General features: G+C 73.9%; 16 protein-coding genes. 11 read left to right on the top strand and 5 right to left on the bottom strand.

Annotated elements, in window-relative coordinates:
* Positions 1-20: 20 nt before the first annotated feature.
* Positions 21-1,658: an ABC-F family ATP-binding cassette domain-containing protein gene (locus tag FHX32_RS06560; protein ID WP_167179893.1), complete on the bottom strand. Its 1,638-nt coding sequence runs from the start codon at positions 1,656-1,658 to the stop codon at positions 21-23.
* A gap of 139 nt (positions 1,659-1,797) precedes the next feature.
* On the opposite strand from FHX32_RS06560, the gene FHX32_RS06555 reads away from it, so the two are divergent.
* The 3 genes from FHX32_RS06555 (at position 1,798) to FHX32_RS06545 (ending at position 3,445) form a co-directional block, all read left to right on the top strand.
* Positions 1,798-2,568 (top strand): ROK family protein, encoded by a 771-nt coding sequence (locus tag FHX32_RS06555; protein ID WP_167179892.1) that lies wholly within the window; start codon positions 1,798-1,800, stop codon positions 2,566-2,568.
* An 89-nt stretch (positions 2,569-2,657) separates the two neighbouring features.
* Positions 2,658-3,026, top strand: coding sequence for a tetratricopeptide repeat protein (locus FHX32_RS06550; RefSeq protein WP_088996159.1), 369 nt, complete (start codon positions 2,658-2,660; stop codon positions 3,024-3,026).
* 164 nt (positions 3,027-3,190) lie between these two features.
* Positions 3,191-3,445 (top strand): Smr/MutS family protein, encoded by a 255-nt coding sequence (locus FHX32_RS06545; RefSeq protein ID WP_013736060.1) that lies wholly within the window; start codon positions 3,191-3,193, stop codon positions 3,443-3,445.
* Between the two features lie 18 nt (positions 3,446-3,463).
* On the opposite strand, the gene FHX32_RS06540 is transcribed toward FHX32_RS06545, so the two are convergent.
* Complete coding sequence (locus FHX32_RS06540) at positions 3,464-3,751, bottom strand: hypothetical protein (protein WP_167179891.1); 288 nt, start codon at positions 3,749-3,751, stop codon at positions 3,464-3,466.
* Between the two features lie 69 nt (positions 3,752-3,820).
* Entirely contained in the window at positions 3,821-6,241 is a 2,421-nt protein-coding gene (locus FHX32_RS06535; RefSeq protein ID WP_486480937.1) for a M28 family peptidase, read from the bottom strand.
* 275 nt (positions 6,242-6,516) lie between these two features.
* Between FHX32_RS06535 and FHX32_RS06530 the strand changes: the two genes are divergently transcribed.
* From FHX32_RS06530 to FHX32_RS06500, 7 genes are all read left to right on the top strand, one after another.
* Positions 6,517-7,716: a fused response regulator/phosphatase gene (locus tag FHX32_RS06530; protein WP_167179889.1), complete on the top strand. Its 1,200-nt coding sequence runs from the start codon at positions 6,517-6,519 to the stop codon at positions 7,714-7,716.
* Positions 7,713-9,470, top strand: coding sequence for a sensor histidine kinase (locus tag FHX32_RS06525; protein WP_486480936.1), 1,758 nt, complete (start codon positions 7,713-7,715; stop codon positions 9,468-9,470). The genes FHX32_RS06530 and FHX32_RS06525 overlap by 4 nt, the downstream gene beginning before the upstream one ends.
* The gene (locus FHX32_RS06520; protein ID WP_167179888.1) at positions 9,467-9,919 is read left to right on the top strand and encodes a response regulator; all 453 of its coding nucleotides are present in this window, start codon (positions 9,467-9,469) and stop codon (positions 9,917-9,919) included. Before FHX32_RS06525 ends, FHX32_RS06520 begins: the two co-directional genes overlap by 4 nt.
* Positions 9,912-10,721, top strand: coding sequence for an inositol monophosphatase family protein (locus tag FHX32_RS06515; RefSeq protein ID WP_167179887.1), 810 nt, complete (start codon positions 9,912-9,914; stop codon positions 10,719-10,721). Before FHX32_RS06520 ends, FHX32_RS06515 begins: the two co-directional genes overlap by 8 nt.
* 324 nt (positions 10,722-11,045) lie before the next feature.
* Positions 11,046-12,050 (top strand): VldE C-terminal domain-containing protein, encoded by a 1,005-nt coding sequence (locus FHX32_RS06510; protein WP_208418405.1) that lies wholly within the window; start codon positions 11,046-11,048, stop codon positions 12,048-12,050.
* 36 nt (positions 12,051-12,086) lie between these two features.
* Positions 12,087-13,640 carry a fused MFS/spermidine synthase gene (locus tag FHX32_RS06505; RefSeq protein ID WP_167179885.1) on the top strand — a complete coding sequence of 518 codons (1,554 nt, stop codon included), beginning with the start codon at positions 12,087-12,089 and terminating at the stop codon, positions 13,638-13,640.
* 70 nt (positions 13,641-13,710) lie between these two features.
* On the top strand, positions 13,711-15,366 hold the full coding sequence (locus FHX32_RS06500; protein WP_167179884.1) for a serine/threonine-protein kinase: 1,656 nt from the start codon (positions 13,711-13,713) through the stop codon (positions 15,364-15,366).
* A 69-nt stretch (positions 15,367-15,435) separates the two neighbouring features.
* Here FHX32_RS06500 and FHX32_RS06495 read toward each other — a convergent pair whose 3' ends face one another.
* Positions 15,436-16,068 (bottom strand): potassium channel family protein, encoded by a 633-nt coding sequence (locus FHX32_RS06495; protein ID WP_167182320.1) that lies wholly within the window; start codon positions 16,066-16,068, stop codon positions 15,436-15,438.
* 25 nt (positions 16,069-16,093) lie between these two features.
* A complete protein-coding gene (locus tag FHX32_RS06490) occupies positions 16,094-17,395 on the bottom strand; it encodes a TrkH family potassium uptake protein (RefSeq protein ID WP_486480935.1) in 1,302 nt (433 codons plus the stop codon).
* Between the two features lie 176 nt (positions 17,396-17,571).
* Between FHX32_RS06490 and FHX32_RS06485 the strand changes: the two genes are divergently transcribed.
* A complete protein-coding gene (locus FHX32_RS06485) occupies positions 17,572-18,702 on the top strand; it encodes a glycerophosphodiester phosphodiesterase (RefSeq protein WP_167179883.1) in 1,131 nt (376 codons plus the stop codon).
* Positions 18,703-18,748: the final 46 nt, after the last annotated feature.

The raw sequence follows: 18,748 nt of genomic DNA, 5'->3' as shown, positions 1-18,748 counted from the left end.
TGGCCGCCGGCCGGCACGGATCAATCCTCGGCGATCTGTCCCGCGTCCACCCGCAGCCGTCGGTTGGTCGCCACCGCGGCGAGCATCCGCCGGTCGTGGGTCACCAGCAGCAGCGTGCCGGGGTAGCTGGCCAGCGCGGACTCCAGCTGCTCGATGGCGGGCAGGTCGAGGTGGTTGGTCGGCTCGTCCAGCACCAGCAGGTTGACCCCGCGCCCCTGCAACAGCGCCAGCGCCGCCCGGGTCCGCTCACCCGGCGAGAGGGTGGCCGCCGGGCGGAGCACGTGCCCGGCGCGCAGGCCGAACTTGGCCAGCAGGGTCCGCGCGTCCGCCGGCGACAGCTCCGGTACGGCGGCCCGGAACGCGTCGATCAGGGGCGCGTCGCCGAGGAACAGTCCACGGGCCTGATCCACCTCGCCGACCACCACGCCGGGACCGAGGCTGGCCTGCCCGGAGTCCAGCGGCAGCCGGCCGAGCAGGGCGGCCAGCAGGGTGGACTTGCCGGAGCCGTTCGCCCCGGTCACCGCGACCCGGTCGGCCCAGTCGATCTGGAGGTTCACCGGCCCGAGGGTGAAGTCTCCCCGGCGTACCACCGCATCGCGGAGCGTGGCCACGACGGCGCCGGCGCGGGGCGCGGCGGCGATCTCCATCCGCAGCTCCCACTCCTTGCGCGGCTCCTCGACCACGTCCAGCCGCTCGATCAGCCGCTCGGTCTGCTTGGCCTTCGCGGCCTGCTTCTCGGTCGCCTCCGTCCGGAACTTCCGGCCGATCTTGTCGTTGTCGGTGGCCTTGCGCCGGGCGTTCTTGACGCCCTTCTCCATCCAGGCCCGCTGGGTGCGGGCCCGCGCCTCCAGCGCCGCGCGGGTCTCGGCGTACTCCTCGTAGTCCGCCCGGGCGTGCCGGCGGGCCACCTCGCGCTCCTCCAGGTAGGCCGCGTAGCCGCCGCCGAAGTGGTTGACCTGCTGCTGCGGCAGGTCCAGCTCCAGCACCCGGGTCACCGTTCGGGTGAGGAACTCCCGGTCGTGGCTGACCAGCACGGTGCCGGCGCGCAGCCCGGTGACGAACTGCTCCAGCCGTTCCAGCCCGGCCAGGTCCAGGTCGTTGGTCGGCTCGTCGAGCAGGAAAACGTCGTAGCGGCTGAGCAGCAGCGAGGCGAGCCCGGCCCGGGCCGCCTGGCCGCCGGAGAGCCCGGTCATCGGGTGCTCCAGGTCGACCGCGAGGCCCAGTTCGGCGGCCACCTGCTCGGCCCGCTCGTCCAGGTCCGCGCCGCCGAGGGCGAGCCAGCGCTCCAGCGCCTCGGCGTACGCGTCGTCGGCGCCGGGGGTGCCCGCGCTGAGCGCCTCGGTCGCCGTGTCGAGTGCGGCCTGCGCACCGGTCACCCCGGTGCGCCGGGCCAGGAAGTCGCGGACCGTCTCGCCGGCGCGGCGCTCCGGCTCCTGCGGCAGGTGCCCGACGGTCGCGGTGGGCGGGCTGAGCGTGACGCTGCCGGCCTCCACCGGCAGCAACCCGGCGAGGGTACGCAGCAGCGTCGACTTGCCGGCCCCGTTCACCCCGACCAGCCCCACCACGTCCCCCGGCGCGACCACCAGGTCCAACCCCGAGAACAACGCCCGGTCCCCATGCCCCGCGGCCAGCCCCTTGACGATCATCGTCGCGCTCATCAGCCCGCCACCCTACCCCGCCTGGACTCGGCGATCTTGCAGTTTGCGCCCGGGCAAGTCGGCTGGAAAGCCGCATGTCGCGGGCACAAAGTGCAAGATCGGTGAGGAGATTCGCGGTGGAGCGGGCACACTGCTCGGCGTGGTGACCACTCTGGCGATCGACTGCGGGGGCGGCGGGATCAAGGCGTCCGTCCTCGACGAGGCGGGGACGATGCGGGCACGGCCGCTGCGGGTGCCCACGCCGTACCCGCTGCCGCCCGCGCTCTTCGTGAAGACGCTGCTCGGCCTCGGCGCCCGGCTGCCCGCGGCGGACCGGCTGACCGTCGGGATGCCCGGCATGATCCGGCACGGGGTGGTGGTGGCCACCCCGCACTACGTCACCCGGTCCGGCCCGCGTAGCAAGATCCTGCCCGAGCTGCTCGCCGAGTGGTCCGGGTACGACGCGCGGACCGCCCTCGCCGAGGCGTTCGGGGTGCCCGCGCTGGTGCTCAACGACGCGGAGGTGCACGGCGCCGGGGTGGTCGCCGGGACCGGCTGCGAGCTGGTGCTGACCCTGGGCACCGGGCTGGGCAGCGCGCTCTTCGACGGCGGGGTGCTCGCCCCGCACCTGGAGCTGTCGCACGCCCCGGTGCGCTGGAACACCACCTACGACACGTACGTGGGGGAGCCGGAGCGGCGCCGGCTCGGCGACGCGTTCTGGTCCCGCCGGATCCGGCAGGTGGTGGACGGGCTGCGCCCGGTGTTCCGCTGGGACCGGCTCTACCTGGGCGGCGGCAACTCCCGGCTGATCCGGCCCGAGCAGCTGGCCCGGATGGGCGACGACGTGGTGGTGGTGCCGAACAGCGCCGGCATCGTCGGCGGCGTACGCGCCTGGGAACTGGCCGCCGGGCGGCACGACGCCACCGCCTGAGCCGGCGACCGGCCGGGGAACAGTCGCGGTCCGGCAGGTGTTGTGCCAGCGTCGACTCAGTGGCGGCGTGACCCGAGGGGGTGGGTGCGATGGATCTTCTGGCCGAGTACCGGCGGGCGAACCTGTTCTTCGAAGCCGGTGACCCGACCGGAGCTGCCCGGCTGCTCGAACCGATCGTCGAGGCCGAGCCGGGCAACGCCGCGGTCCGCCAGCTGCTGGCCCGGGCCTACTTCCAGTCGGCCCAGCTCAACCGGGCCGAGGAGCAGCTGCGGGAACTGGTCGACCGGGACCCCAGCGACCATTACGCCCACCACGTGCTGGGCCGGACGCTGGAGCGGCTGAACCGGCCCGCCGACGCGCTGCGGCACCTGCGCATCGCGGCGGCGATGCACTCGGGCAACGACGACTACCGCACCGCCCTGCGCCGGGTCGAGACCCGGGTGGCCGGCGGTCGGTGACGTGGAGACCGGGCGACGAGCCCGGGGTGTGGTCGCATGGACGGGGCAGTTCGACAGGGCTGCCCCGACCTGTCTCCGCCGCCCGCCGCAGCCGCGCCCGGGTCCGCCGCCGCGGCGCGGCCTACCATCGACCCCATGGGACCTGACCTGCCGGCGGGTGCGGCGTGAAGCTGAAGCTGGACCTGCACGACATCTTCAACAAGGGCCACGACATCGACCGCGCGCTGCGCGGGATCATGGACGAGGCGGTGGCGAAGAAGGCCACCCTCGTCGAGATCATCCCCGGCAAGGGCTCCGGCCAGCTGAAGAAGCGGGTGCTGCGGTTCCTCGACCAGAAGGACGTCAAGCAGCTCTACCACCGGGTCGAGAAGGACTCGAAGAACTTCGGCCGCCTCTTCGTGCATTTCCGCTGGAAGTAGCGGCCGGCGCTGCTGGCCTCAGCCCCACCAGCTGAGCACCGACACGGCGAGCATCCCCAGCGCCAGGGCGGCGAGGAGGAACACCAGCACCCGGTGACGCGACCGGCGGGGTTGCCCCTCGGACTGGTGCGGTGCCGCTCGGTCGCGGGCCACGGCCTCGGCGAACCGCTGGAGGTCCGCGACCTGGCCGCCCGCGGTCAGCCCGACCGTCTCGGACACCTCGGGCAACGGTCGGGGCGGGGAGACGTCCTGCGTCTCGTACCGCGGCTCGATCCGCGGCGGCAGCCGGCGGAAGCGGTCGCTCACGAGGCCAGCGTGACAGACGAACGCCACGGCCGGGAGTGGCCGCCGTCGCGGCGGCCACTCCCGACGCTGTCAGAGCGGATAGGTGCGGGCGACCGCGAGCATCTCCGAGCTGTGCGAGCCGACCACCCCGACGTCCGCCGGGCGGGGCTGGAAGCCGGGCAGCGCGTCCAGGCCGTCGCTGGCGTCCATCGCGCGCAGCTCCACCCGCTCCGCCTTCGGCGTGACGGTCAGTGTCACCTCGATGCCCTCGGCCGGCGGGGCGTGGAAGACCACGCCGAAGCCCCACCTCCCGTCCCGCGTCTCGACCGGCACCGAGCGCCCGGCCACCTCGGCGCGCAGCACGGTCGCCGTCGCCGAGCCGACGTGCAGGGTGGCCAGCCGGACCGGGCGTTGCGGGGTGAGCCGCAGTCGCAGCGTGCGCTCGCCGTCGGCGGTGCTGTCGGCGAGCACGTCCAGTTTCGGAGCGGGCAGGTTCGCTGCCTGCGCCGGGCCGCCGAGCAACTCGCCGTCGCCCAGGCCGGGGAAGTCGTCGGCCACCGAGACCGGGCCGTCCACGTACCGGCCGGTCCAGGGCTGCGGGTCGGCCTCGTGGCTGAGCCAGCGGGCCTGGCCGGTGCCGGCGTCCAGGGCGTACATCAGGTGGGTGGGCGCCGGGTGCGCGGCGTCGAACCGGTCGACGGCGAGCCCGACCCCGGTGAACACCACCGCGGCGAGCGCGGCGGCCGCGGCCGGCAGCGCGCCGAACCGGCGGGCGCGCACCGCGACCAGGCCGCGCTGGCCGCCGGCCTGCGGATGCAGCAGGTCCACCACCGGCAGCGCGGCCAGGCCGAGCAGCACCGCGACCAGCGCGGCCACCCCGCCCATCGCCATGCCGAGCGCCGGGAAGAGCAGCACCGCCGTCGGGAGCAGGATCACCACGGCCACCGCGCCGGCCGCCGTCACCGCGACCACCGGCCACGGGCCGTCGAGCCGGGTGGCCAGCGCCACCAGCCCGCCGAGCGCGCCGGCCAGGGCCGGCAGGGTGAGCAGGTACGCCCCGCCGGGCACCAGCACGGCGAGCAGCACCCCGAGCAGGGCCAGCCAGCTCAGCGCGCCGACCGCCAGCGCGGCCGGGCCGATCCGGCGGCGGGCCAGCGCGTACCAGGCGAACAGGATGGCGACGGCCAGCGCCACCACGGCCAGCCGGTACCAGGTCGGCCGGTACGGGTCGAGCAGTCCGGCGTAGCCGGGCCGGAGCGCGGTGACCGCAGCCCAGAGCAGTTGCGCGGCCACCGGGGCGGCCACGATCGGCAGTAGCGCCAGCCCGAACCCGGCGGCCAGCCGGCCGGTGGTGGCCCGGCCGCGCCGGCGGGTCAACCAGCCGAGCGCGACCACCGCGGCCAGCGCGACCAGGGCCAGGGGCAGGGTCAGCCAGCCGGGGTAGTGGACCAGCCCGCCGGGCACCGGGAAGTAGGTGGCGTCCTGGCCGGCGCGCAGCGTGGCCAGGTCCACCCGGCCGAACTCCCGGGCCAGGCCGAGCGCGTTGTCCCCGTGCTGCTGGAGGCTCGCCCGGTCCAGCGCGGCCGGGGTGTCCAGCGGCGTGTGGTAGATCGCCCCGCCGTCGATGTACGCCGAGTTCAACCCGAGGAAGTCCTGGTCGAGGAACGCGGTGAAGTCGGTGTCGTTGGGCAGCGCCCGGTAGATCTCCACCGCGAACGAGGTGCCCACCGGGTGCGGCGCCGCACGCCCGAAGACGTCCACCAGCTTGGCGTTGTTCCGGGACGTCTCGAACATGATCACCGGGCCGGTCGAGCCGCGGGCCTCCAGGTTGAGCACCACCCCGCCGTCGGCCGCCAGCGGGTGGCTGGCGGCGAAGGCCGAGGCGCCGCAGAGGCACGCCTCCTCGGCGTCGGTGAGCACGAAGACGATGTCGTTGCGCGGTCGCGGACCGGTCGCCAGCGCCCGGGCCACCTCCAGGATGGCCGAGGTGCCGGCCGCGTCGTCGTTGCCGCCCGGGCCGGTCTGCACCGAGTCGTAATGGGCGACCAGGAACACCTTGCCGGTCGGGTCGGTGCCGGGCAGCCGGGCCACCACGTTGCGCACGCGGGCCAGGGTGGCGCCGCCGGCCGAGCCGCTCAGCTGGCCGGCCTCCGGGGCCACGGTGTCCTGCACCTCGGTCTCCAGGCCGAGCCCGCGCAGCACCCCCTCGACGTGGGCGCGGACCTGGTCGTTGGCCGGGCTGCCGGCCACGTGCGGCCGGGCCGCGATCACCTTGACGTTCTCGTACGCCCGCGCCGCGCTGAACTCGCCCGGCGGCGCGTCGGCCGGGCGCGGCGCCGGGGTGCGCAGGTCGAGCAGGGTGCCGGCGCCGACGGCGAGCAGCGCGACCAGTGCCGCCGCGGCGGCGAGCAACCGGCGGCGGGGCCGGGCGAACGCGCGGTCGGCGGCGAGCACGGGCGAGCCGGGGCGGGCCGGCGCGTGCTCCGCCGCGGGGGTGGGGGGTGCGCCCACGGGGACTCCTCGGGGTGGGACCAGGGTGGGCACCATCCTGCCCGGCCCTGGCCGCCGGTGGCACTGGCCGATCCGGCGTGGATCCGGTTTGTCCGGCAACGGGTGGTGATCCGTGCCATCCCGCCCCGCGCCGGGTCCGTCGTGTTGTGTGCGACCGTTGTCTGATACAGGATCAGCAGGGCACTCGGAAGGAGCCCGAAATCACCAGTGAACTCCCGCGTCTCGCGGCGGTGACCCGGCCGTACCGGGGGACCGGTCTGGCCGGTTCCCCCGTCGTGCCGTACCCGCACGGCGGGCTGGGACGGCACCCCAACCTGCCGCCGGGCGAGCGGCTGCGGGTGCTGCTGGTCGAGGACGACGAGGGGGACGCCTTCCTGGTCGGCGAGCTGCTCGCCGAGACCAACTCGATGATCGACCTGCTCGTCGCGACCAGCCTGAGCGAGGCCCGGCAGCGGGTGATGGGCGTGGACTGCGTCCTGCTCGACCTCGGCCTTCCCGACGCGCAGGGGCTGGACGGGCTGCGGGCGGTGCTGGAGATGGCCAGCGGCGCCGCGGTCTGCGTGCTGACCGGCCGCTCGGACGAGCACCTGGGCATCGTCGCGGTCGCCGAGGGGGCGCAGGACTACCTGGTCAAGGGCCAGGTCGACGGGGTGCTGCTGACCCGGGCGCTGCGCTACGCGGTGGAGCGCAAGCGGGCCGACGAGAACGCCCGCCGGCTGCGTGAGGTGGAGCTGCGCCAGGCCGAGTCGGCCCGGCTGGAGCGCGGCCTGCTGCCGCAGCCGCTGATGACCACCGACCAGGTCGCGGTGCACGCCTTCTACCGGCCGGGCCGGCACGCCGCACTGATCGGCGGTGACTTCTACGACGTGGTGCAGACCCGCCCCGACCGGCTCGACCTGATCGTCGGTGACGTCTGCGGGCACGGTGCCGACGAGGCGGCGCTCGGCGTCGAACTGCGGGTGGCCTGGCGGGCCCTGATCCTCGCCGGGGTGCCCGACGACGAGGTGCTGCCCGCGCTGGAGCAGGTGCTGATGAGCGAGCGCCGGCTGCAGGAGATCTTCGCGACGGTGGCCACCGCCCGGCTGGACCTGGACGCCAACCGGGCCACCGTGCGGTTGGCCGGTCACCCGCCACCGCTGCTGCTCTCCCGCGGCCGGGTCGCACCGGTTCCCGCCCCCGGCGGCCTGCTGCTGGGCGTACGACCGCGCCGGCCGGTCGCCTACGACCTGGAGTTCGACGCCGACGACTGGTCGCTGTTGATGTACACCGACGGCCTGATCGAGGGTCGGATCGGCGAGGGCGACGAACGCCTCGACGTGCCCGGCCTGAACGACCTGCTCGCGGAACCGGCCAGCCGGCAGGTGCCGCTGCCCGAGCTGCCGGCCTGGCTGGTCGGGCGGGCCGAGCAGCTCAACGGCGGCCCGCTCGCCGACGACGTCGCCATGCTGCTGCTCAGCCGGGGTGGTGGCCGGTGACCGCACAGACCTCCGGCTGGACCCTGCGCCAGCGGGTCGTCACGCTGCTCGCCGTGGTCGGCCTGCTGCTGGTCGGCCTGGCCGTGGCCGAGGCGTACGTGGCCGCGCAGAACCGGGCCAAGACCGACGCCGTGCTGAACAAGACCGCCCCGCTGCGGGTGCAGGCGCAGGAGCTGCTCAACGCGCTACTCGATCAGGAGACCGCGGTCCGCGGCTTCGCGGTCAGCGGCGACCGGGCCGACCTGGCCCCGTACGACGACGGGCTGCGGCTGGAACGGGACCGGGTCGCCTCGATGCGGCAGCTGCTGGACGACCACCCGGAGATCCGGGAGGAGCTGCGGCAGGTTGAGAGCCAGGCCGAGCAGTGGCGGCAGGCGGTCGCCCTGCCGGTGATCGCCACGACCGAGCAGGAGGGCACGGCCGCCGGCCAGGCACTGGTCACCGACCAGGCCCGCCAGCAGTTCGACGAGGTCCGGGACGCGGTCAACGCACTCCAGGACGAGATCGTCTCGGCCCGGGAGAAGAGCGCCCGGGACGTGCAGCGGACCGGCAACCTGCTGGTCGTCCTGCTGATCGTCGCCGCGCTGGTGGTGGTGGTCACCGGCGCGATGCTGCTGCTGTCGCTGGACCGGATGGTGGTCCGCCCGCTGACCGCGCTCGCCGACCAGGTTCGCGAGGTCGCCGAGGGCGACTACCAGCAGGGCATCACCGGCGCCGGCCCGCCCGAGTTCCGCCGCCTCGCCGACGACGTGGACGCGATGCGGCGGAAGATCGCCAAGGACCTGGCCGAGGTACGCGAGGCCCGGGAACGCATCGAGTGGGTCAACAGCCAGCTGCAGAAGCAGGCCGAGGAGCTGACGCGATCCAACCGCGACCTGGAGCAGTTCGCCTACGTGGCCTCGCACGACCTGCAGGAGCCGCTGCGCAAGGTGGCCAGCTTCTGCCAGCTGCTCCAGCGCCGCTACGCCGGGCAGCTCGACGAGCGGGCCGACCAGTACATCGCCTTCGCCGTCGACGGCGCGCAGCGGATGCAGCGCCTGATCAACGACCTGCTGGCCTTCTCCCGGATCGGCCGGCTCACCGCCGGCTTCACCGAGGTCGACCTGAACAAGGTGATGGGTGACGTGGCCGGGCAGACCGAGGCGGCCCGGCAGTACGCCGACGCCGAACTGACCTGGTCCGAGCTGCCGGTGATCCGCGGCGAGGAGCCGCTGCTGACCAACCTGCTGGCCAACCTGGTCAGCAACTCGATCAAGTTCCGCCGTCCCGACGTGCGGCCGCGGGTGCACGTGTCGGCCCGCCTGGTCGGCGACGAGTGGGAGATCACCTGCCAGGACAACGGCATCGGCATCGAGCCGGAGTTCGCCGACAAGATCTTCGTCATCTTCCAGCGGCTGCACTCGAAGGACGCGTACCCGGGCACCGGGATCGGCCTGGCGATCGTGAAGAAGATCGTCGAGTACCACGGCGGCCGGGTCTGGGTGGACACCGACGTGCCCGAGGGGACGGCGATCCGGTTCACCCTGCCCGCGCTGCCGGCGGACGTCGCGGCGGTGACCGCGGCCACCGAGGACGCCGGGGCGGCGGACGACGCGACGGCGGGCGCGGAGGGGCCGGCGGGCGAGCCGGCGGCGCCGGCCGACGAGGCGGCGCCCGAGCAGTCCGGACGGGCCGAGGAGGCGCAGCCGGCGGACGGCCTCCGGGGCGCGCCGGACGAGGGTAGAACGGGTGGCATGAAGGAGACCGTGGGATGACCGCGCCGGCAGACGGCAAGAGCCCGATCGAGGTCCTGCTCGTCGAGGACGACCCGGGTGACGTGTTGATGACCCAGGAGGCGTTCGAGGAGCACAAGCTCCGCAACCGGCTGACCGTCGTCTCCGACGGCGCCGAGGCGCTGGCCTACCTGCGCCGCGAGGGCCGGTACGCGGACGCGGTCACCCCCGACCTGATCCTGCTCGACCTGAACCTCCCCAAGCGGGACGGCCGGGAGGTGCTCGAGGAGATCAAGAAGGACGAGCAGCTCTGCCGGATCCCGGTGGTCGTGCTGACCACCTCGCAGGCCGACGAGGACATCCTGCGCAGCTACCAGCTGCACGCGAACGCGTACGTGACCAAGCCGGTGGACTTCGAGCGGTTCATCTCGGTGGTCCGGCAGATCGACGAGTTCTTCGTCAGCGTGGTGAAGCTGCCGCCGCGTGGCTGACACCCTGCTCGACGACGTCGGCGGGCTGTTGCGCGAGACCGCCGACCAGGTCGTGCTGCCGCTGTTCCGCAAGCTGGACGACGCCGACGTCGCCGAGAAGGCGCCCGGCGAGATCGTCACCGTCGCTGACCGGCGGGCCGAGGAGATGATCTCGGTGACCCTGCGCCGGCTGCGTCCCGGCTCGGTGGTGGTCGGCGAGGAGGCGGTGGCCGATGATCCGGGCCTGCTGCGTCACCTGCGCGGGTCGGGCGACGTCTGGCTGGTCGACCCGGTCGACGGCACCTCGAACTTCGCCGCCGGCCGGCGGCCGTTCGCGCTGATGGTGTCCCTGCTGACCGACGGCGAGCCGGCCGCCGCGTGGGTGCTCGACCCGCTCGCCGACACGCTGGCCAGCGCCCGGATGGGGGAGGGCACCTGGCTGGACGGGCGGCCGGTGCGGACCACCCGGGCGGCGCCGCCGGTCGGCGAGCTGCGCGGCGCGGCGATGACCCGGTTCCTGCCGCCGGCGTCCCGGGCCACCGTCGACACGGGCGCCGCACGCTTCGGCGAACTGCTGCCCGGGCAGCACTGCGCCGGGCGGGAGTATCTCGACATCCTCCTCGGCGACCAGCAGTTCGTGCTCTTCTGGCGGACCCTGCCCTGGGACCACGGGCCGGGCACCCTGCTGGTCCGGGCGGCGGGCGGGGTGGCCCGGCGCTTCGACGGCACCGACTACCACCCGGCGGACGAGGGCCACGGCCTGCTCGTCGCCGCCAACGACGAGATCTGGATCCAGGTCCGCGACGCCCTCCTCACTCCCTGACCCGCCACCCGCCGCTCAGGGTCCGCGCACGTGCACCGAAAGAGTGGCCTCCCAACGCGGAGAGGCCACCCTTTCCGTGTCCGAGCGAGGTCGGAACGGGGGGCGGTGAGCGGGGTGGCGAGCGCGGTGGGTGAGGGGGTGGGTACGGGGGGTCGATGATGTGGGCGTCGGACGCGCGGGGGGCTGGTCCGGGCTCGACGGTCCGGTATCCTGACCGCCGGTCTCCGCCAGCAGGCCGCCGACCGGCGCCGGCGGTGACCGCCGCCAGGCAGCGCTACCACGGGGGCCGGCGGCTGACGGAAGGATGCTTTCGTGCCCAGGACCATGCCCGCCGGGCGTCGTGGCCGCCGCCCGCTGATCGCCCTGCTCGCCGCCGTCGCGCTGCTGTTCGGGATGGGGGCGGTGCCCGCGTACGCGGAGCCGAACGAGGGTGGCACCAAGAAGCTCCGGGACGCCCTGGAGGCAACCGCGAAGGCGCACCTCGAGGCCAAGTCGAAGCTCGACAACTCCAAGCGCCGGCAGAAGGAGCTGGTGGGGGAGCTGACCGGGCTGGAGGCGCGGCTGGGTGAGCTGACCGAGCAGGTAGCCGAGGTGGCCGCGCAGTCCTACCGGGTGGGGCGGCTCACCCCGGCCTCGATGCTGCTCAACAGCGCCTCCCCGGTGGCGTTCCTGGAGCGGGCGGCGAATCTGGACCTGATGGCGCAGCGCGACGGCAAGCGGCTGCGCGAGCTGGCCGAGGCGCGCCAGCAGGCGCAGCACGCGAAGATCGCCCTCGACACCGAGGTCCGCGAACAGCAGAAGCAGCTCGCCGTGATGGCGAAGAAGAAGAAGGAGGCCGAGGCCGCGCTCGCCGCGGTCAGCGGCGGCGGCAGCGGCGGCTTCAGCGGGGCCAGCTCGACCTCGGCCAAGCCGGCGCCGCGCAACCCGGACGGTTCCTGGCCGTCGGAGTCCTGCTCGGTGAACGACCCGACCACCTCCGGATGCATCACCCCGCGCACCCTCAACGCCCTCCAGCAGACCAAGGCGGCCGGCTACAAACGCTACGTCTCCTGCTACCGCAGCGGCGGCTCCGGTGAGCATCCGAAGGGCCGGGCCTGCGACTTCTCGGCTGCCGCCGGCGGGTTCGAGGACAAGACCGCGACCGGCGGGGACAAGGCGTACGGGGACAGCCTGGCCGCCTGGCACGTGCGCAACGCCAGCCGGCTCGGCGTACTCTACGTGATCTGGTACCGGCAGATCTGGCATCCGGGCACCGGCTGGCGCTCGTACAGCGGCGGCGGCAGCCCGGCCGCCGACCATACGAACCATGTTCATCTCTCGATGTACTGACCCGGAGCGCCAGGTTCGCTGCGTACCATCGCGACGGTGAACTCCCCATCGCCCGATGTCGCGGTCCCGCCCGCGCAGCCCGAGCCGGCCACCGGCCGGGCCCTGCCAGGAGGCCTCGCCGCATTCCTGGTCTTCTTCTCCAGCGGCGCCGTCCTGGTGCTGGAGACGGTCGCGCTGCGCCTGGTGGGACCGTACGTCGGGGTGACCCTCCAGGTGACCAGCTCGGTGATCGGCATCGCGCTGGCCGCCATCGCGTACGGGGCATGGTCCGGCGGCTGGCTGGCCGACCGGCGCGACCCGCGCACCCTGCTGGCCCCGGCGCTGGTGCTGGCCGGCATCGCCACCGCGGTGACCCTGCCGGTGGTCCGGTACGCGGGTGAGGTGCTGCGCGGCGGCGCGGCGACCGCCATCCTGCTGCTGGTCGCGCTCGCCGTCTTCGTGCCGGCGGCGCTGCTCGCCGCGGTCACCCCGCTGGTGGTGAAGCTGCAACTGGCCGACCTGCGCCGTACCGGCCAGGTGGTCGGCCGGCTCTCCGGCATCGGCACGCTGGGCGGCATCACGGCCACCCTGGGCACCGGCTTCGTGCTGGTCGCCGCCCTGCCCAGCACGATCATCCTGTTCGCCCTGGCCGCCGCGCTCGGGATCACCGGGCTCGCCCTCGGGGTGTGGCTGCGCCGCCGGGACCGCACCGCCACCCCCGGCCCGGCCCGGGCCAGGGCCGCGCTGGCCGTGCTCGGCCTGGTCGGGGCGGGGCTGACCACGGTCGCCCCGAACCCGTGCGACATCGAGACGGCGTACCACTGCGCCCGGGTCGAGACCGATCCGGACCGCGGCAGCGGCCGGACCCTGCTGCTCAACTCGGCCCAACACTCCTACGTGGATCTCGCCGACCCGACCCACCTGGAGTACGCGTACACCCAGTGGATCGGGGCGGTGGCCGACGTGGTGGCGCCGCCGGGGCGGCGGCTGGACGCGCTGCACCTGGGCGGCGGCGGGTTCACCGTGCCGGGCTACCTGACCGCCACCCGGCCGGGCACCGACAACGTGGTCTTCGAGATCGACGGCGGGCTGGTCGAGCTGGGCGAGCGCGAGCTGGGCGTACGCCAGGGGCCGGCGCTGCGGGCGGTGGTGGGTGACGCCCGGATGCTGGTGGCCGGCGAGCCCGGCGACAGCCGCGACCTGGTGGTCGGCGACGCCTTCGGGCACCTGGTGGTGCCCTGGCACCTGGCCACCCGAGAGATGGCCGCGGAGATCCGCCGGGTGACCCGGCCGGGCGGCGTCTACGTGCAGAACGTCATCGACTACCCGCCGCTGCGCTTCATCCGCAGCGAACTGGCCACCGTCGCCGCCGAGTTCCGGAACGTCGCGCTGATCGCCCCGCCGGCCGCCCTCGCCGGCGAGCAGGGGTCCAACTTCCTCATCGTCGCCTCCGACGCCCCGCTTCCGCTGGCCGCGGTGCGGGCCCGGCTGGACACCCTCGACGAGGCGACCAGCCTGCTGTCCGGCGCGGAGCTGAGCGGATTCGTCGGCGACGCGCTGGTGCTCACCGACGACTACGCCCCGGTGGACCAACTGCTGGCGACCGCCTGAACGGGTGACTTCCTGACCGATTCCGACCCTGGAGGTGTAGTCCGGGCCGGCCGGGGCAACAACGCTGACCATGGGTGGAGGGGTTCAGAACGGCGCGCAACCGCTCGGCGAGCGCTACCGGCTGATCGAGCAGCTCGGCGCGGGTGGCATGTCCGTGGTCTGGCGCGGCTACGACGAGGTGCTCGGCCGGCAGGTGGCGGTCAAGGTGCTCGCCTCCCGGCTCGCCAGCGACCGTGCCTTCCGGCACCGGATCCGGATCGAGGCGCAGGCCGCCGCGCGGCTCTGCCACCCCAACATCACCAACGTGTACGACTACGGCGAGTCCGAGCAGGTCGGGCTGACCGTGCCGTACGTGGTGATGGAGCTGATCGACGGGGAGTCGCTGAGCGGCCGGTTGCGCCGTGGCGGGCAGCTGCCCTGGCGGGAGGTGGTGACGATCGGCGCGGAGGTGGCCTCGGCGCTGGCCACCGCGCACGCCCGCGGGGTGGTGCACCGCGACGTGACCCCGGGCAACGTGATGCTGACCCCCACCGGGGTGAAGGTGGTCGACTTCGGCATCTCGGCGCTGGTCGGGGAGAGCGAGAAGGGACCGGACGGCGCGCTGCTCGGCACGCCCGCGTACCTGGCGCCGGAACGGCTGGACAACGGACAGGTCTCGCCGGCCACCGACGTGTACGCGGTCGGCCTGCTGCTCTACCGGATGCTCACCGGCCGGCTGCCCTGGCAGGCCAGCACCACCACCGAGATGCTGCGCGCGCACATGTACAACGACCCGGAGCCGATGCCGCCGGTGCCGGGGCTGGCCGACGAGGTGGCCGACCTGGTGCGCCGCTGCCTGGCCAAGCGCCCGGAGGCCCGGCCGGCCACCGTCGAGGTGGCCGCCACCCTCGCCGAGGCGGCCGGCATGCTGCCGGCGGTGCCGGTCTCCCCGGCCGCCGCGCCGGCCGACGCGGCCACGCTGGCCAGCGCCGGCACCACCATCCTGCCCTGGTCGGCGGCGACCGACGCGCTGCCGTTCTCGCTTACCCGCAACCGCCGGGCGGTGGCCCGGCGCCGGAAGCTGGAGGCCGGGGTGGCCGCCGCGGGGCTGGTCGCGGTGACCGCGTCGCTGTGGGGGCTGACCTCGCGCAGCCCGGCCAGCGGCGGCGTTGACGAGCCCACGCCGGCCCGGATGGGGGTGGAGAAGCCCGCCCCCTGCCGGGTGGCGTACGCGCTGCGCACCGACACCGGCAGGGACTTCACCGCCGAGCTGACCCTCACCAACACCGGTGACCGCGAGTTGCGGGACTGGACGATGAGCTTCACCTTCCCGGGCAGGCAGACGGTGACGAAGGCGGCGCCCGCGCCGGTAAACCAGCAGGGCAGCACGGTGACCGTACGGCCGGCGCCGGGGCGGCCCGCGCTGGCGCCCGGCGCGGCCGAGAAGCTCACCCTGACCGGCCGGCACACCGGCGTGAACCCGCTGCCGGTCGAGTTCCGCCTGGGCGGCGACACCTGCGGCGTGCAGGTGTCCGGCGTGGCCGGCGCGGCACCCAGCACGGCGCCCAAGCCCCCGGCGACCAAGGCCCCGCCGAAGAAGAAGGCCACCAGCAAGGCCGGTGGCGGCACGGCGAAGGCCGACGACTCCGGCAAGGGCAAGGGGAGCGGTGGTGGAAAAAAGCCGGGGAAAGAGACGGGGACGATGACGACGACCGCGACGACGACTGATCGGGTCGCGCCGGCCTGACGGCGGGCCGGCGGCCGTCGAGTTGACGGCGGGCCGGGCGGGCGGCCTGACGGCGGGCCGGGCGATTGGTCAGGTCAGCGCGGCGAAGCGCTGCACCTCGTCGATGCTTCCCTCGACGATCAGCGTGCTGCCCGGCAGGACGATGGTGTCGTCCGTGGCGTAGCGGAACCGCTCGCCCGGCAGTTGCACGCCGACCACCCGTACGCCGTGCCGCTCGGCCGGCCGCACCTCGGCCAGTGACCGGCCGGCGAGGCTCTCCGGGGCGCGTACCTTGGCGATGGCGAAGTCCTCGCCGAACTCGATGAAGTCGAGCATCTTGCTGACGATCAGGTGGGCCACCCGTTCCCCGGTCTCCGCCTCCGGAAAGATCACGTGGTGCGCCCCCACCGAGGCCAGGATCTTGGCGTGCTTGGTCGAGGTGGCCCGGGCCCAGACCTGCGGCCCGCCGAGCTCCACCAGGGCCAGCACGGCGAGCACGCTGGCCTCGACCGAGGCGCCGATGGCGACCACCGCGCTCTGGAAGTCGGACGCGCCGAGCTGGCGCAGCGCGTCCTGTTCGGTGGCGTCGGCCTGCACCACCCGGTCGAGCTGGTCGGACCAGCGCTGCACGAGTTCGGGGTTGCGGTCGACGGCCAGCACCTCGTGGCCGAGGTGGGTCAGCGACTCGGCCAGGTAGCCGCCGAACCGGCCGAGCCCGATCACCAGGATGCCGCCGTCGTTGGTGCTGTCAGCCGACAATGGGTTGCTCCTCGGGGTAGCGGTAGAGCCGTCGCCGGGTGTTCAGGGCGATCGCCGACCCGAGAGTGAGCGGCCCGACGCGGCCGATGTACATCAGGGCGATGAGGGCGAGCTGGCCGCTCTCCGGCAGGGTGGGGGCGACGCCGACGGAGAGCCCGGTGGTGCTGAACGCCGAGGTCACCTCGAACAGCGCGGCGTAGAAGGGCACACCCTCGGTCATCACGATCAGTCCCACCGTGCCGGCCACCACCAGCGCGACGCTGATCAGCGCCACGGTGATCGCCTGTCGTTGGCTGGCGGTGGCCACCCGGCGGTGCCCGATCGTCACGTCCGGCTCGCCGCGCAGCTCGGCCCAGATGACGAACGCGAGCAGGAAGAACGTGGCCACCTTGATCCCGCCGGCGGTGCTGGCGCTGCCACCGCCGATGAACATCAGCGCGACCAAGGTGGGGTACGTCTCCTCGCCGAGGCCGCTGGTGTCGAGCACGTTGAACCCGCCGGTGCGGATGAAGGCGTCCTGGGTGAACGCCGCGAGCAGCTTGTCCGGCCAGCCGAACTGGCCGAGGGTGCGCGGGTTGCCCCACTCCACCACGAGCAGGGCGAGGAAGCCGACCAGGAGCAGCACCAGGCTGCCCCAGACGGTCAGCTTGGTGCCGACCGCCCAGCGGGCCGGCTGTCGCCACTCGCGGACCGCCTCGAACAGCGCCGGGAAGCCGAGCCCGCCGATGATCGCGCCGATGGCCAGCGGCAGGGTGACCCAGGCGTCGGTGGAGAAGCCGATCAGGTTGTCGGTGTAGAGCGCGAAGCCGCCGTTGTTGAAGCCCTGCACGGCGTGGAAGACGCCGTGCCAGAGCGCCCGGTCCAGCGGGTAGTCGTGGCTGACGGCCAGCCGGACGGTGAGGATCGTCGCGATCACCGCCTCGCAGATCAGCGAGGTGGCGGCGATGCGCATGAGCAGCCGGCGTACGTCGCCGAACCCGAACTCCTGGGTCTCGGCCTGCACCAGCAGCCGGTTGCGCAGCCCGAGGCGCCGGGCGACCACCAGGACCACCAGGGTCGCCCCGGTGACGATGCCGATCCCGCCGACCTGGGTGAGCACGGTGATCATCGCGAGGCCGAACTCGTTCCAGTAGTTCGGGGTGTCGACCACCGCCATCCCGGTCACCGACACCGCCGAGGTCGCGGTGAACAGCGCGGTGACGAACGGGGTGTACTGGTGATCACTGGTCGCCCAGGGCAGCATCAGCAGGCCGGTGCCGAGCAGGATCGTCGCCAGAAAACCGAACGGCACCAGCCGTACGGGGTGACGAAAAAACCGGAGCACCAGACAATCTTCCTGTTCCGCCCGGATCGGGGTGGAGAAACCGGTATCCCGGAGGGTTCACCTGGCCGCCAGCCGTCGACCAACTGCCGGACAACCCGGGCCGGTCTGCTGTGGGCGTTCCTCGACGACGACAGGAGACGGCGTTGCGACGTACCCTTTCCGCCCTCGGCCTGGCCGGAGCCCTGCTGGCAGCCGTGGTGGCCGTGCCGACCATGGGCGCGTCGGCCGACCCGGCGGCCGGTCCGGCGGCCGGTGCCGAGAAGGCCGGCAACCGCCCGCTGGTGATCGCCCACCGGGGCGCCAGCGGATACCGGCCCGAGCACACCCTGGAGGCGTACCGGCTGGCCATCCGGCAGGGCGCGGACTTCATCGAGCCGGACCTGGTCTCCACCTCCGACGGCGTGTTGGTTGCCCGGCACGAGAACGAGATCTCCGGCACCACCGACGTGGCCACCCGCCCGGAGTTCGCCGCCCGCCGGACCACGAAGACCATCGACGGCACCCGGGTGACCGGCTGGTTCACCGAGGACTTCACGCTCGCCGAGCTGAAGACGCTGCGGGCCGAGGAGCGGCTGCCGCAGGTACGGGTGGCCAACACCGCCTTCGACGGCCGGTTCGCGGTGCCCACGCTCCAGGAGGTCATCGACCTCGCCCGGGCCGAGGGGCGGGCACGGGGCCGCACCATCGGCGTCTACCCGGAGACCAAGCACCCCAGCTACTTCGCCTCGATCGGGCTGCCGCTGGAGGAGCCGCTGGTGAAGGTGCTCCGGGCCAACCAGCTGACCAGGAAGAACTCGCCGGTCATCGTGCAGTCCTTCGAGACCGCGAACCTGCGCAGGCTGGACCGGATGATCGACGTCCGGCTCGCCCAGCTGCTCGACGCCAGCGGCCGCCCGTACGACTTCACCGTCGCCGGTGACCCCCGCACCTACCAGGACCTGGCGAAGCCGGCCGGCCTGGCGTGGATCGCCCGGTACGCCGACGGCGTCGGGGCGAACAAGAACCTGATCGTCCCGCGCGACGCCGCCGGGAGGCTGCTCGCCCCGACCACCCTGGTCCGGGACGCGCACCGGCAGCGGCTGGTGGTGCACGCCTGGACGTTCCGTGCCGAGAACCAGTTCCTGCCGGCCGACCTCCGGATCGGCGCCGACCCGAACGCCCGTGGCGACATCCAGGCCGAGTACGAGCTCTTCTTCGGCCTGGGCCTGGACGGGGTCTTCGCCGACCACCCGGACACCGCGGTCGCCGCCCGCGCCGGGCTCGCCCAGCGCTGACCCGCCCGCGCCGGCCCGCCACCGTTCCGGGTGGCGGGCCGGCACC

This window comes from Micromonospora sp. CNZ280, from assembly GCF_011759515.1.
The sequence above is the reverse complement of the archived record's forward strand: the minus strand, read 5'-3'. Positions and strand labels throughout refer to the sequence as shown.